This window comes from Formosa agariphila KMM 3901 (assembly GCF_000723205.1).
GTDB classification, from domain to species: domain Bacteria; phylum Bacteroidota; class Bacteroidia; order Flavobacteriales; family Flavobacteriaceae; genus Formosa; species Formosa agariphila.
Map to the genome: position 1 here is coordinate 3,632,899 of NZ_HG315671.1, position 14,715 is coordinate 3,647,613.

Consider the following 14,715-nt stretch of genomic DNA (forward strand, 5'->3'; position numbering starts at 1 on the left):
GTTTTATAAAAAATCAAAAATATGAAATCACTTGAGTGATATCATGGTCTATTTGAATCTAAACTGGTTTACTTACAGCAGATTTTCGATAATTTAATGGGGTAATCTGATTATTTTTTTTGAAATATTTCCCAAAATGAGAAGCATCTTTAAAATGAAGTAAGTGTGCAATTTCGGAAACATTATAGGCTGTGTATAACAATAAACGCTTAGCTTCTTTATTAATATAAGTCGCGATAACTTCGGAAGCAGATTTATTAAATGCCTGCTTACAGATTGTGTTTAAATATTGCGGTGTTATGCATAATTTATTAGCATAATACGACACGTTATTTTGCGGACTCTCGCTTAAGAAGTATAAAAATTGTTCCGAAACATCTCCAAACACACCTTTTTTATCGTAAGTATTTAAACTTGTTATTTTAGAAAGCAACGCCTTTAATAATCCTTCGATAATATTAATGTTTGAATTTGTTTTTGTTTCCTTACAAAGCAATTCAAATATGGTTTCAATAACCATTTGATCTTCTTTGTTTTTAACATTAAGCATATTGATTTTAGACAACTCTAACACTAATAAATTTATTTCTTTATCCTTAGTGTTTTCAATAAATTCATCTTTAAAAATAACAACAAATCCTTTAGGCTCTGTATCTATAGACCAATGGTGCACTTCTTCTCGTTTTACAAAGAAAAACTGAGGCACATCAATAACATAAGCTGTAGTATCTATGGTATGCAAACCACTGCCTTGACTTAAATATACAATTTCGAAATACTTGTTATGCTTATGGGGTTTTGTAAACCTTTTAGTCGTATCGAATGGCTCGATTTTGAGGGTTTGTTTTAATTCTATTTTAGAATTAACGCGAATACCAAATTGCTCTTGCATAGTTATGTTTACAATATCTGCCGCTAAATATAAGCATTAAAAAAAGTTTAAATGATTTTTTGATTAACACGCGTTATACACCTAAAAAATCAATTAAATAACCACATAAATTCACAGCATATAAAAGCCTACTGTTAAAAAACACTTATATTATTACTCAGTAACGCATCTACTTTAAAGACGTTACAAACACTAAGTTTTGAATATTTATTACAAATAAGATTTCATCAATAACGCTGCTCCTAATGCACTTTCATTTTTACAATCTGAAATTTTTATAGTGATACTAGGGTTTAGTAACTGTAAGAATTCTATAAAGATTTTGTTTCGGTTAAAACCTCCAGAAATATATACATCTTCTAAAACGGCATCTTCATCAGATATTAAATCTATAGCCAACATTACCTTTTTACTAATTTCATAAATCAATTGATAATAAGCGGTCTCGTAAGACAAAAACTTTTGTAAAAACTCTGGATGTGCTTCAAAATCGGTATCGATATTTTCAGATAAAAACACACGTGCATCTTGGTCGATTAATTCCGTACACAACGTTTCATTTAAACTCAGATTTAAATGAGTATCGATATCTTTTTTAAAGAATTCGCTTAAGGCTTCTATATACACCTCGTGGATGCGTCCTAAAAACTGCATAGAAGATTTGACTTGCTGTTTTTCGGGAGTCATAAAACACAAGCAATTATTTTGAAGTTGATGCTGTGTTAATGTTTCTTTACTAAACGGATTCATGGTAATAATCCATGTTCCTGTAGATAGTAAAACGAAATTTTTACGCGTTTCATTTTCTAATATCGGAATGATAGATGAAGAACTATCATGCAATCCAGTTCCTACTGCAATTTGCTCACCGTTAATTTCAGTCAACACTGCGTCGTTTCCTTTACAAGGTTCTGGCAGACTTATATTTTCATCTTTTAACCAACTGTGGTATTGCATGGTATCGAAATCCCATGTCGCGGTATGTGCCCCAACAGACGTAAAATCTGCAGTAATTGTTTTTGTAAATAAATAACTTAGGTATTGTGGATAATGTAAAATGGTATGGACTTGCTCCCAAGTGTCTGGTTTATTTTTTTTAAGCGATAACATTTGAATCCCTGTATTTAACATACCATAAGCAGGAGAAGCTGTTTTTCTAGAAAACTCTTCTACACCGCCTTGAGACTCGTAAAATCCTTTATAATCATTTATATCTAATGGTTTTAGATAATTGTACAGTGGCGTTATGCGTTTTCCTTCTTTATTAAGATAAACCAATGAGGCCCCATGCGTAGAAAAATTTAAAGCTTTGATTTGAAACTTACCTTCAACTTGAATGTGTTTGATACTGGATTTAACCCAATTTTCTATAGCTTCAATATCGTCGCAACAAAACCCATCTTCGTCTGTAATTTCTTCAAACTGAATTGCGTTTTGATACACAACATTAAAATTTTTGTCAAACAAAAATATCTTTTTATTGGTTTTTCCTATATCTACAACTGCTATAACTTTTTCCATAAAATTAAAATTTAAAAATGAAAAGTTTTCTCCTTGGCCTGATTTACATCAAAATAGGAGAAAACTTAAACATCACCAATACTTGGAGGAACCTGTTAAACTAACAAATTACAAAACAACTAAAAAACGTGTTCCTCCCTTACAATAATCTATTATTTAAATCCGTATAACGGACCATAATTATCACATGCTCTGTAGTCTGCACCTTCTAGTTCTTCTCCAAAAGCAGCCCAAGCACTAGGTCTAAATACGTCGTTTTCATCTACATTATGCATGTTAACTGGAATACGTAACATGGCAGCTAATGAAATTAAATCTGCACCAATATGTCCGTGAGAAATAGCACCGTGGTTTGCTCCCCATTTTGCCATTACGGTATACACATCTTTAAAAGCTCCTTTTCCCGTTGTTCTTGGCACGAACCAAGTTGTTGGCCAAGTTGGATCTGTTCTATCATTTAAAACGTTATGGATATCTTCCGGCAACTCTACACTCCATCCTTCCACAAGCTGTAGCACAGGGCCGATACCTTTAATTAGGTTAATTCTACACATTGTTAAAGGCATTGTCGCTTTAGTTAAGAAATTAGATGAGAATCCTCCTCCTCTAAAATATTCTACTGTAGCTGGTGGCCATTTGGTGTTATCTAAACATCTTTGTACATCATCTTCTGTAATGTCCCAAAATGGTTTCATTGTTGGGTTACCTTCCTCGTCTAACTGCTGAGCTGTAGCATCTAAAGTTGTAGAACCAGAATTAATTAAATGAATAATTCCATGCGCTGCTAAACCTGTTAATTTTTTACCTGTAACACGTTCTACAGATGCTGCACTCCAATACGTACGTACATCTGAGAATAACTGTGCTTTATTAGTCAATAAGTGACCAAACAACATTGAAATGGCATTTAAACAATCGTTTTCTGTTGCGAACGTATACGCTTGACGAATTCCATTCCAGTCGAAAGACGAGTTTAAAATAGACTCTGTAAAATCTGCATTAGGTTGGTAATCGGTCCATTGACGTTGCCCTTGGAATCCACCCATAATTGCATTTCTACCTTTAGACTCTTCACCAAATCCCATGGCTTTAAGTTTAGGATTTCCGTTCATTAAATCTTTACAGATTAAAGTCATTTTCACAACTTTCTCCCATTCTTTCTCTTTAACTTCTGCCGATTTTTGCGATTCTGGACTGTTTCTATCTGGTCCTTCTTTACAATTTTCTTTAGTCCAAGCTAATGCTTTTTTATACTCGTCTTGATCGAAAATATTATGCTCAATACGTCTTAAAAGTTCAACAGATTCTACGAATTCTGCACGAACGCCTAAATAGTCTTGTAAAAAGTTTACATCGACCATAGATCCTGCAATACCCATAGAGCTATAGCCTATAGATAAATACGATTTACCTTTCATTTGGGCTACTGCTAAAGCCCCTTTTACAAAACGTAAAATCTTTTCTGATACATCTTCAGGAATCGACTTATCTCCTCCATCTTGGACTTCTTTTCCATAAATTCCGAAAGCTGGTAATCCTTTTTGAGAATAGCCTGCTAAAGCGGCAGCTAAGTAAACTGCACCTGGTCGTTCTGTTCCATTAAATCCCCAAACTGCTTTAGGTGTTAACGGGTCGGTATCCATTACTTCTGTACCATAACACCAACATGGCGTTACTGTTAAAGACACTTCTACACCTTCTCTTCTAAATTTATCTGCACAAGCTGCTGCATCTGCAACACCTCCAATAGTAGTATCTGCAATTACACACTCTACTTGTTCTCCACTTGGAAAACGTAAAGTTTCTTCAATTAATTTTGCGGCCGCTTTGGCCATATCCATTGTCTGAACCTCTAAAGATTCTCTTACGCCTAATTCACGTCCATCAATCACAGGACGTATCCCAACTTTTGGTAATCTACCTATTAATCTACTCATGATCTATAATGCTTTTCTATTATGTAAATTGCTCTAATTCTGTTAACTGATCGTTAGATAATCCCGCTGGTTGAAATCCTGCAGCCCAACACATCATTAACATTTTTGCTCCTTTATTTGCTACATCTAAAAAGTCCCATGCTTTCATTACATCTGGAGCTGTTGCTGTTGCACCATGCTTTTCCCATAACGACACGTTTCTTGTTTTAAATGCTTCCATAGTTACTTCTGCAAGAGCAGCAGTACTGGATAAAGCATATGGAGTACAGTGAATTCCCTTAGGCACAAATACTTTTACCTCAGGACACATCATCCAAATTTGTCTGTTTAATTCTTCTTCATTATCAAATAACTCATGATGACTCATACAGATTAATTCTAATGGATGTGTATGTACAACCGCTAAATTCTCTGGGTGGTGAATCGAATTAAATAAATGGATGCTAGAGTGTGAAATTAACTCGCATGTTGGTCCAAAATTAGCTTGCTTACCTCCCCAAATTATAGAATATGCAGAAGCATCTTCATTAATATAAAGAATACAAGATACCTCATCTAACTTATCTACTAAGTCTCTTAGATAGCATCCTGTTCCTGTTATATAAATCACGAAACCGGCAGCGCCTTTAGGAAAATCGAAAGGCACTTCTTCCCCAATACCTTGAACCTCTTCTTTACTAAAGAAAGAAGTTAAATTCATTGATATATTTCCAGCATTTCTTTCTGCCCATTCACGTTGCCATAAATAACCAGCAACTTCAGATACTTTTTTTAATTCGTCTTGTACTTCAACAGGAAGTTTTAAAGTCTTCATAATTTTTTAAATAATGATTTATAACACAAAAATAGTTTCATAGTAGTATTTGAATGATATTTAAAATCTGTATTTTTGTATCTAATTCAAACATTAAGTTTTAATGAAGATTGTAAAAGACATTCAATTAGGAGACCCTTCTTCAAGCAAACAAAACTTTATTGATTTAAATTTAAAAGTATTGTGTTGTCGCTATTGGCTGCTTGATTTATGGGATTGTCACGATATGGTGTTTCCATACTGGCGCTTATATTGGAACAAAAATGAGGGTGGAGAACTTATTCACCGTGATAATATTTTCGAAATGCAACCTGACTGTATTTACATTATACCACCGTTCACCTCGTTTTCCTCTCGATTTACAAAGAACCATATACACTCTCACGGCATACATGTTAATGGAAAACACATTACAAACCACACCAACGAAAGCCAATACGAGCGGTCTTTAATTCATTTATTTATTCACTTTAACCTTGGAATCCCGTTCGACAATGTGTATCCAGGGATTTTAAAAATAGAACTAACAGATTATTTAAAAGACCGATTAGAATACCTTACAGAACGGTTAAAAATTGAAAACAAAGACTTTAAACTTACATTTAACCTTAAGCTACAAGCCTTTATTAAAGAGGCCTTAACCAATATTGGTCCAGAATTATGGAAGGCTATAAATATCGACGAACGTGTTTTAAAAGTGATTCGTTACATTGAAATTAACATCAATAAAAAGTTGAGCAACCCAAAACTGGCATCAATTATTAATATGGCTCCAAATTCTTTTGCTAGACTTTTTAAGTTAGAAATGAATATTACACTCCATAGCTTTATACAGAATAGAAAAATTGCGAAGGCTTGCGAATTATTTGAACATACTAACAAATCGATTGAAGAAATTTCGTTTGTTTTAGGCTTCTCAGATCGATTCCATTTTTCAAGAGTCTTTAAATCGGTTATCGGCTTATCTCCAGCGACATATAAAGACGAAAAATATACATAATGTCTATTTTTAATTCTTTCACACAAAGCATCCAACCTAATAAACCACTACACGTTTATTATTAAATTTACCATGCTATTGTTTAGAAAAAAAAGAACACAAACTTGATCTATGTTCTATAATAAACACACCATCTTCAATAACTAAACAAGAGTTAATGTATTAATTTCAAATTATACACACCCAATAGAAGCACCTCCTGTCTCTAATTAAGTCACACAAAACCTAGTTTACTTCTTATAATATACATTATTATAAAAACAACATTTAAAAACCATAATTCCACAGTATTTACACAAATAGAAAAGTCGCAAATCCTACGGTATAGCTCAAAAATCGAACTCAAATCACCTATGTTTAAATTATACATATTATTGATTATTATGGATAAACAATAAAAACTTAATATAATCTAATTTTGGAATGTAAACATTGTCAATTTACACAGTATTTAGCTTTATCTTTAAATTAAATACAATTACAAACAAACACTTATTTATTAAACCAGAACTAAAAAAATAGAACATGAAAACATTTGAACAGTACATAAATGGAAAATTTGTAAAGTCGACCTCGACAGATGTCATTGAAATTTTAAATCCTTGCACCGAAGAAGTTTTATCATTAATGCCTATTGGAAGTGTTAAAGATGCCGAATTAGCATTAGAAGCTGCTCAAGCATCTCAACATGCATGGAAATCTCTTCCTGCTATTGAGAGAGGTAACTATTTAAATAAAATGGCAGATGTTATTCGTGATAATCGCGTGTTTTTAGCAGAAACTTTAGCTGCAGAGCAAGCTAAGGTTATGGGGTTAGCACAAGTTGAAATTGATGTTACTGCAGATTATTTTGATTATTATGCTGGTTTTGCAAGACGTATTGAAGGAGAAATTATTCAAAGTGACCGTAGTAAAGAACACATCTTCTTACACAAAGCACCAATTGGTGTGGCAGTCGGAATTTTACCTTGGAACTTTCCATTCTTTGTAATGGCTAGAAAAGTTGCAGGGTCTTTAATTACAGGAAATACATGTGTAATTAACCCAAGTTCTATTGCACCTAATACCGTAATGGAATTTGCTAAATTAATCGAAAAGATAGGCGTTCCTGCTGGTGTTTTAAATTATGTTTGTGGTAAAGGTAGTATTGTAGGTAACGCACTTTCATCTAGTCCAATCACAGGTATTATTAGTTTAACTGGTAGTGTTGGTGCTGGACAAATGGTTATGGAAGCAGCGTCTAAAAATATTACAAAAGTATCGTTAGAATTAGGAGGAAAAGCCCCTGCAATTGTATGTGCAGATGCAAACTTAGAATTAGCCGTTAACGCTGTTGTAACCTCAAGAATTACGTTTAGCGGACAAGTATGTAACTGTGCTGAACGTCTTTATGTTGAAGAATCTATTCACGACCAATTTTTAGATATGGTTGCTGAAAAAATGAAAACTTTAAAAGTTGAAGACGCGTTTTCTAAAAACAATCCAGATATGAGTGCTCTAGTTTCTAAAGCGCAATTAGATAAAGTGACTGAAATGGTAGAATATGCTAAGAAAGAGGGCGCTGAAGTTATTGTAGGAGGCACTAGAACACCAGGGTTTGATAAAGGGTATTTCTATCAACCAACCTTATTAACTAATGTCACTCAAAACATGCAAATTATTCAAGAAGAAGTATTTGGTCCTGTTTTACCCGTGATGAAATTTAGCACACTTGACGAAGCTATTGCATTAGCAAACGACTGCGAATTTGGATTAACATCGTCTATCTTCTCAGAAAACTTTAACAAAGTAATGCATGCTGCTGAAGAATTACAGTACGGAGAAACATACATCAATAGAGAGCACTTTGAAGCGATTCAAGGATTCCATGCAGGTTGGAAAAAATCTGGTATAGGTGGAGCAGATGGTAAGCATGGTATGGAAGAATATCTTCAAACCAAAGTTATCTACGCGCAGTATAGATAAAAAATAAATGTAATTTTTTTTAATAAACACTATCCAACTTTAAGAGAAAATAAGTATCTATAAACGGAATAGTGTTTATTTTTTTACAACTAACTAAGCTAAAACCACAATGAGTACCCAAGAAAAAATCCCTGTAGTCTCTAAAGACGTCTTAATTCCATTTATAATTATCACCTCATTATTTGCGCTTTGGGGTTTTGCTAACGATATCACCAACCCTATGGTTGCTGCATTTGGTACCGTTATGGAAATTTCGACTGCTAAAGCAGCATTAGTACAACTTGCCTTTTATGGTGGGTATGCCACTATGGCAATTCCTGCTGCATTGTTTGTTAGAAAATACAGTTATAAATCGGGTATACTTTTAGGATTAACATTATATGCGGTAGGTGCCTTATTATTTTATCCTGCTGCACAATATGAGGTATTTGGATTCTTCTTAGGATCGCTTTACATCTTAACATTCGGATTAGCATTTTTAGAAACAACCGCAAACCCGTATATTTTATCGATGGGCGACGAACGCACTGCAACGCAGCGTTTAAATTTAGCACAAGCATTTAACCCAATCGGTTCACTTTTTGGAATGTTTGTCGCTTCAAAATTCATTCTTGTTGCTTTAGACTCTGACAAAAGAAATGAAGCTGGAGAATTAATTTTCAACACCTTAGACGAAGCTCAAAAAGCAGTAATTAGAACTAATGATCTATCAATAATTAGAAATCCTTACGTCATTCTTGGTTTTGTCGTTATAGCCATGCTTGTTATTATTTCTATAACAAAAATGCCAAACACTAAGAAAGATAATAAACACTCGAGTGCGAAATCATCGTTTCAAAGATTGTTTAAAAACGGAAAATACAAAGAAGGTGTACTGGCTCAATTATTCTATGTAGCTGCTCAAATTATGTGTTGGACGTTTATTATTCAATATGCTGGAAACTTAGGAATACCTAAAGCAGAAGCGCAAAACTATAATATTATTGCGATGACTATATTTTTAGTAAGTCGTTTTATAAGTACGTTTTTAATGAAGTATATCAACTCTAAAAAACTACTAATGATATTTGCTCTTTGTGCTATGGCAACCATTTCTGGAGTGATTTTAATTGAAGGTATCATGGGACTATATTTATTGGTGGCAACATCGGCATTTATGTCGCTTATGTTTCCTACAATTTACGGTATTGCATTAAATGGTTTAGGCGAAGACGACACTGCATTAGGTGCTGCCGGTCTAGTTATGGCAATTGTAGGAGGAGCTTTAATGCCTATCTTACAAGGTACATTAATAGATATGGAGAAAATTGGCCCTTTTTCTGGTGTTAATTTCTCTTTCATCCTTCCGTTTATATGCTTTTGTGTAATTGCTGTTTATGGCTACAGAACACTAAAAGTTTATAAATAAAAGGTATCCTTAAAAATATTACTTCAATTTGAGATTAAAAAAATTATTAAAAACTCTAAATTCAAACTGATGAAAGTAGGCTTATTTATTCCTTGTTATATCAATCAATTATATCCACAAGTAGGAAAAGCCACTCTAGAGCTTTTAGAAAAACTTAAAGTCGAGGTTGTCTATCCTTCTGGACAAACTTGTTGTGGGCAGCCCATGGCAAATTCCGGATACGAAACGGAATCTGTTGGTGCTTGTAACAATTTTGTAACCAATTTTAAATACTTCGATTATATAGTAACACCTTCTGGAAGTTGTGCTTACCATGTAAAAAAACATTTCGATGTTATTCCACAAACAGAAGATGTAACCAACGTTCGTAACAATGTCTACGAGTTATGCGATTTTATATTAAACATCCTTAAAATTAAAGATATTGGGGCTTCATTCCCTTTTAAAGTGGGCGTTCACAAAAGTTGCCACGGATTAAGAGGACTACGTTTAGGTTCTTGTTCTGAAGTTGTAGGAGAACGGTATTCGTATATTGAAGAATTATTACAACACACCAAAGGCGTAGAATTAATGCCCTTACAAAGAAGTGATGAATGTTGCGGATTTGGAGGGACTTTTGCTGTTGCCGAAGAAGCCGTTTCTGTTAAAATGGGAAAAGATAAAATTAAAGACCATTTAGAAAGCGGTGTCGAAGTTATGACGGCAACAGACACATCTTGTCTCATGCACTTAGAAGGTTTAGTTACTAGAAATAATCAGCCTTTAAAAATTTTACATATCGCAGAAATTTTAAATAGCAATCTTTAAGCTAAAATCCGCACCTCTATTTAGGTTCAAAACACAAAACAAATGAGTCATCCAGAATTAGCAAAAATTTTCAATAAAGATGAAAAAAGAGTCGATTGGCACGACAAAGCATTATGGTTTGTTCGTCATAAAAGAGACCTTTCTGTTCATAATGTAAAAGGCTGGGAATCTTTAAGAGATTTAGGCCACGGAATAAAAGCTCATATGTTATCTAATTTAGATAATTACTTAATAGAATTTGAAACTAATGCTATAAAAAACGGCATACAAGTACACTGGGCTGCAGATGGCGAAGAACACAACCGTATTGTACACAGCATCATCAAAGAAAACAACGCAAAAAAAGTTGTAAAAAGTAAATCGATGTTGACAGAAGAATGTCATTTGAATCCGCATTTGGAAGCTGATGGTATTGAAGTTATAGACACCGATTTAGGTGAACGCATTGTACAGTTGGCAAAGGAACCACCTAGCCATATTGTATTGCCTGCCATACATAAAAACAAACATGAAGTCGATGAATTATTTCAAGAACATCTAGGCACAAAACCCTGTGATGGTGACCCGCAGTATTTAACTAGTGAAGCAAGAAAACATTTACGTACAAAATTTATAGAAGCCGACGTCGCCATAACTGGTGTTAATTTTGCTATTGCAGACACAGGTGGATTTGTAGTTTGTACAAACGAAGGAAACGCAGATATGGGTGCACATTTAGCTCCTGTACACATTGCTTGTATGGGTGTTGAAAAAATAATCCCGAAACAAGAACACTTGGGTGTATTTTTACGTCTTCTAGCAAGAAGCGCAACGGGACAACCTATTACAACCTATTCTTCACACTTTAGAAAACCGAGAAAAGGTGCCAAAATGCACATTGTTATTGTAGACAATGGCCGTTCTAAACAATTAAGCAGACCTGATTTTAGAGCCTCGTTACACTGTATTCGTTGTGGTGCATGTATGAACACTTGCCCTATTTACAGACGAAGTGGCGGACACAGTTACGATGCTACCATACCTGGACCTATTGGATCTATACTATCTCCAGGTAAAGATTTAACCAAACACAGTTCATTACCATTTGCATCTACGTTATGTGGTTCATGCTCCGATGTGTGTCCAGTTAAAATAGATATCCATTCGCAACTTTATAAATGGCGCCAAATCATTACAAAAGAAACACCTCAGCCTTTTGTAAAAGCACAATCCATGAAAATGATGGGACAGATGTTCTCCAAACCATCTCAATTTGAAAAGGTTGGAAAAGCAGCCCGATGGTCTTTACGAAATTTACCAAAATCTGTTATTAACTCGAAACTCAATGCCTGGGGGAAAGCAAGAGACTTACCTGAAGGACCAAAACAAAGTTTTGACCAATGGTACGAAGAGCGCAATAAAAACAAAAAAGACTAAGCAATGGGAAGCAGAGAACAAATACTAGCAAAAATAAAATCTAACAAACCTGAATTAATAGATTTACCTATTATAGACAGTTCTGTTTTTAAGGAAGAAGACTTAGATGTTATTGCTGAATTTATAAAAAAAGTAGAGGTCGTAGGTGGAAATGTTTTAAAAACAGATTCTAATCAAGATGTTATTACACAAATTGAAGCCACATTTGCAAATCAAAACGTTAGGTATTCTCATTTAGATGAGACATCGACTTTTAACACCATCAGCTTAGAAAGCATTCAAAATCCGCATGAATTAGAAACCTTAGATACTTTAGTTTTAGAAAGCACATTAGGTGTAGCCGAAAACGGTGCTGTATGGTTGTCGGACAACGAGATCCCTGTTCGGGTTTTACCTTTTATCACAAAACACTTAGCTATAGTTATTTCTCAAAAAAATATCGTGGCTTACATGCATGAAGCCTATAAAAAACTATCGGATTCAGAATTAGATTATGGTGTTTTTGTAGCTGGTCCGTCTAAAACCGCAGATATTGAACAATCTTTAGTTATTGGCGCGCATGGTGCTTTAAGCCTTACTATTTTCTTAAAAGACTAATATTCTATTAAATAACTTCTCTTTTAAGAAATAGTCATGCTTCAGAACACTCAATAAAATGACTAAGCTATAGATATTCCTATGTAACAAAACAGCTTGAAACATTTTCAAACGTACTTCAATTAAAAAGCATTTTTAATAGCTTCAATAGTGATTCCAAACACCTGTTTCACTATCGGGTTTAGAGCATCTTCATCACCTTCAAAATGACAAGTTAGCTGAATATGCGTTCCTGTTTCATTAGATTTTAACTCTAAGGCAGGCGAAGAAGATTCTAATTCGTAAAAAGGGCCTAATGGTTGTTCTCCTGGACTTGGCGCTCCGTCATTATACGCATTAATAACATCTCCTGAAAAAGGCTCTTCTTGAATTTCCCACATCGAGTTTACATACTCCGTTACACCTTCAGGTTTATTATACTTAAGAATAGTTAGTATCCCATTCTTAGAATCGTAAGACCCCGCGACATCTTTAGCACGCATAGGCGACAACCCTATTTTACTTCTGTGTTTACCATCGCCACTAAAATAAATCACATGGTCTTTTACAACCAAACGATCAGATGGCACTTTGCCAAAATACTCATCATTTACAATTTCACCCAATTTAGAGACTTCTCCAGAATTATAAGGAATAAACATGGTGGTGTTTGGCGAAGGATTATACATACCGAGCAACCAAATAGACAGCAATCCTTTGTCTTTGGTCCAATTTGTTTCGCTTAAATTAGTAATAGAATTGGTTGTCCTATACGCAACCGCTTTAACTTGCGTTCCAAGATTATCAATACCGAGTGCATCTATAACAGCCGTTTTAGACAAAATTACAACCTCGCGCTCTATTCCCATCTCAAAATTAAAACCAGAATAATTTTTTAATGACGCTTGCTTAGAAAAGACAACCGTATTTTCCGTTTGACTTTTCACATCGAAAGGCTCTAAATCTATAAGTTTTGGAGCATACCAATTGTCTAACGTAAATTCAGTGCCCTTTTCAAAATAGATGGAGTATTGCCCACCTTCTGGCCCTAACCAAAAACGTTCTTCACCTCCATACACATTTATATGTTCTAAAATTTCTTCCGACTCAAATAAAGCCTTATTAATCCAACCGTAACTCCTACCGTTATCACCAAAAGCACTACTAGTCATAACGCGACCTTGTAAAGCCGCCGAAATTGCCACTTTAGAATTTGTCGAGGCATCGGAAAGCTGAATAACATCTATATAACGTTCCATAAAAGCAACATCTGCCGCAAAGGAATCTGTATGCGGCACACTAGTTTTACTGGTATTTGTTTGTAATGAATCTGATGCATTCATATTATTTTCCATATTTGAAGTCTTTTTAAATACACATGACGACAGGCACACAACAGAACAGAGCATGACACTCATAGTCTTAATTGCATGGAATCTTTTAGAGTTAAAAAACAAAATTGTTTTCAGTTTGCTGTTAGTTTAATTTACAACTAGAATAGACACTGTTCGCTTACAGAAATAAACCATTGTCGAATGCAATACATCTTATAAAAATGATTTACGAAACCGGTGCTATCTCCCCTACAATATACGGACAAAAACAGAGGTAACATAAAGATTATTAACGAATAGTATCTTTATAATTAAACTTTAAAAGATTTAAAAGAGAACTTACACCTTACATTTAGGCAAAAGAAATACAAATCACAGAAAACATGTTTCTAAATTATTTAAACAAAACCGCTTTATGCAACTGGCAAGCCTTTTCCTTGTTTTTTCATGATACTAAGGAGAGATTTTGCATCAATATCAATTTTCTGCACCATTTTATTATCTACAACCAAAACTTCACCTTCTAAGGCATTTGTTGTACTCGGAAAAAACACCACCGAACTACTAGTTTTTTCATCTATTAAAAGACCTGGCTTATTACCCATTGGAGTACTAACTAATACTGATGTTCTGTTATCTGGTTTCGGATTTATTTTATTCTCAAGCTCGGTTTTATATTTACCGTATCCCGGAATAACATCCAGCATCATGCCTTCAAACCAATTGTAAAATGTTTTAAATCGTGGTAAGGTTGCTAAATAACCAAACACATAAAAAATGAGTAGTAATAGTAAACCTGTTGTAATGGTTAAAGAATACTTTCCGAAAAAATCGTCTAAGTGCAAGTTATGAACAACTATTTTTCCGAGATGACTGACTTTGTACCATAATTTTTCAATAACAATGAAAAGAATAAATATGGGTAACAAATACATCATCCCACTTACAATTTTATTTTTTGGTTTTACTAGACGTTTTTTGTAATCCTTCATTGGTTTTAGGTTGGTTATTTGGTATAAAATTATGAGCTCAAATATCACTTTAT

At 34.1% G+C, this 14,715-nt stretch carries 12 protein-coding genes; 6 read left to right on the forward strand and 6 right to left on the reverse strand.

The annotated features are described in order from the left end of the window. Positions 1–58: 58 nt before the first annotated feature. The 4 genes from BN863_RS15315 to rhaD form a co-directional block, all read right to left on the reverse strand. Complete coding sequence (locus BN863_RS15315; RefSeq protein ID WP_038532072.1) at positions 59–892, reverse strand: AraC family transcriptional regulator; 834 nt, start codon at positions 890–892, stop codon at positions 59–61. A gap of 210 nt (positions 893–1,102) precedes the next feature. Beyond that, positions 1,103–2,413, reverse strand: coding sequence for an FGGY family carbohydrate kinase (locus tag BN863_RS15320; RefSeq protein WP_051774881.1), 1,311 nt, complete (start codon positions 2,411–2,413; stop codon positions 1,103–1,105). A gap of 152 nt (positions 2,414–2,565) precedes the next feature. Further along, the gene (locus tag BN863_RS15325) at positions 2,566–4,350 is read right to left on the reverse strand and encodes an L-fucose isomerase (RefSeq protein ID WP_038532074.1); all 1,785 of its coding nucleotides are present in this window, start codon (positions 4,348–4,350) and stop codon (positions 2,566–2,568) included. A gap of 19 nt (positions 4,351–4,369) precedes the next feature. Then, a complete protein-coding gene (rhaD, locus tag BN863_RS15330; RefSeq protein ID WP_038532077.1) occupies positions 4,370–5,164 on the reverse strand; it encodes a rhamnulose-1-phosphate aldolase in 795 nt (264 codons plus the stop codon). Positions 5,165–5,267: 103 nt separating this feature from the next. Between rhaD and BN863_RS15335 the strand changes: the two genes are divergently transcribed. The 6 genes from BN863_RS15335 to BN863_RS15360 all read left to right on the forward strand — a co-directional run bounded on the left by BN863_RS15335 (position 5,268) and on the right by BN863_RS15360 (position 12,357). Continuing rightward, positions 5,268–6,164, forward strand: a complete 897-nt coding sequence (locus BN863_RS15335) for a helix-turn-helix domain-containing protein (protein WP_038532078.1) — start codon at positions 5,268–5,270, stop codon at positions 6,162–6,164. A 525-nt stretch (positions 6,165–6,689) separates the two neighbouring features. Next, the gene (gene aldA, locus BN863_RS15340) at positions 6,690–8,129 is read left to right on the forward strand and encodes an aldehyde dehydrogenase (protein ID WP_038532080.1); all 1,440 of its coding nucleotides are present in this window, start codon (positions 6,690–6,692) and stop codon (positions 8,127–8,129) included. Between the two features lie 109 nt (positions 8,130–8,238). Further along, complete coding sequence (fucP, locus tag BN863_RS15345; RefSeq protein ID WP_038532082.1) at positions 8,239–9,537, forward strand: L-fucose:H+ symporter permease; 1,299 nt, start codon at positions 8,239–8,241, stop codon at positions 9,535–9,537. A 69-nt stretch (positions 9,538–9,606) separates the two neighbouring features. Then, on the forward strand, positions 9,607–10,344 hold the full coding sequence (locus tag BN863_RS15350) for a (Fe-S)-binding protein (protein WP_038532083.1): 738 nt from the start codon (positions 9,607–9,609) through the stop codon (positions 10,342–10,344). Between the two features lie 42 nt (positions 10,345–10,386). Then, positions 10,387–11,760: a lactate utilization protein B gene (locus tag BN863_RS15355; RefSeq protein WP_038532085.1), complete on the forward strand. Its 1,374-nt coding sequence runs from the start codon at positions 10,387–10,389 to the stop codon at positions 11,758–11,760. A 3-nt stretch (positions 11,761–11,763) separates the two neighbouring features. Continuing rightward, positions 11,764–12,357, forward strand: coding sequence for a LutC/YkgG family protein (locus BN863_RS15360; protein ID WP_038532086.1), 594 nt, complete (start codon positions 11,764–11,766; stop codon positions 12,355–12,357). A gap of 122 nt (positions 12,358–12,479) precedes the next feature. Here the strand turns inward: BN863_RS15360 and BN863_RS15365 are convergent, their stop codons facing one another. Next, positions 12,480–13,691, reverse strand: a complete 1,212-nt coding sequence (locus BN863_RS15365; RefSeq protein WP_038532088.1) for a DUF6786 family protein — start codon at positions 13,689–13,691, stop codon at positions 12,480–12,482. Between the two features lie 392 nt (positions 13,692–14,083). Beyond that, positions 14,084–14,662, reverse strand: a complete 579-nt coding sequence (locus tag BN863_RS15370) for a hypothetical protein (protein ID WP_038532091.1) — start codon at positions 14,660–14,662, stop codon at positions 14,084–14,086. Positions 14,663–14,715: the final 53 nt, after the last annotated feature.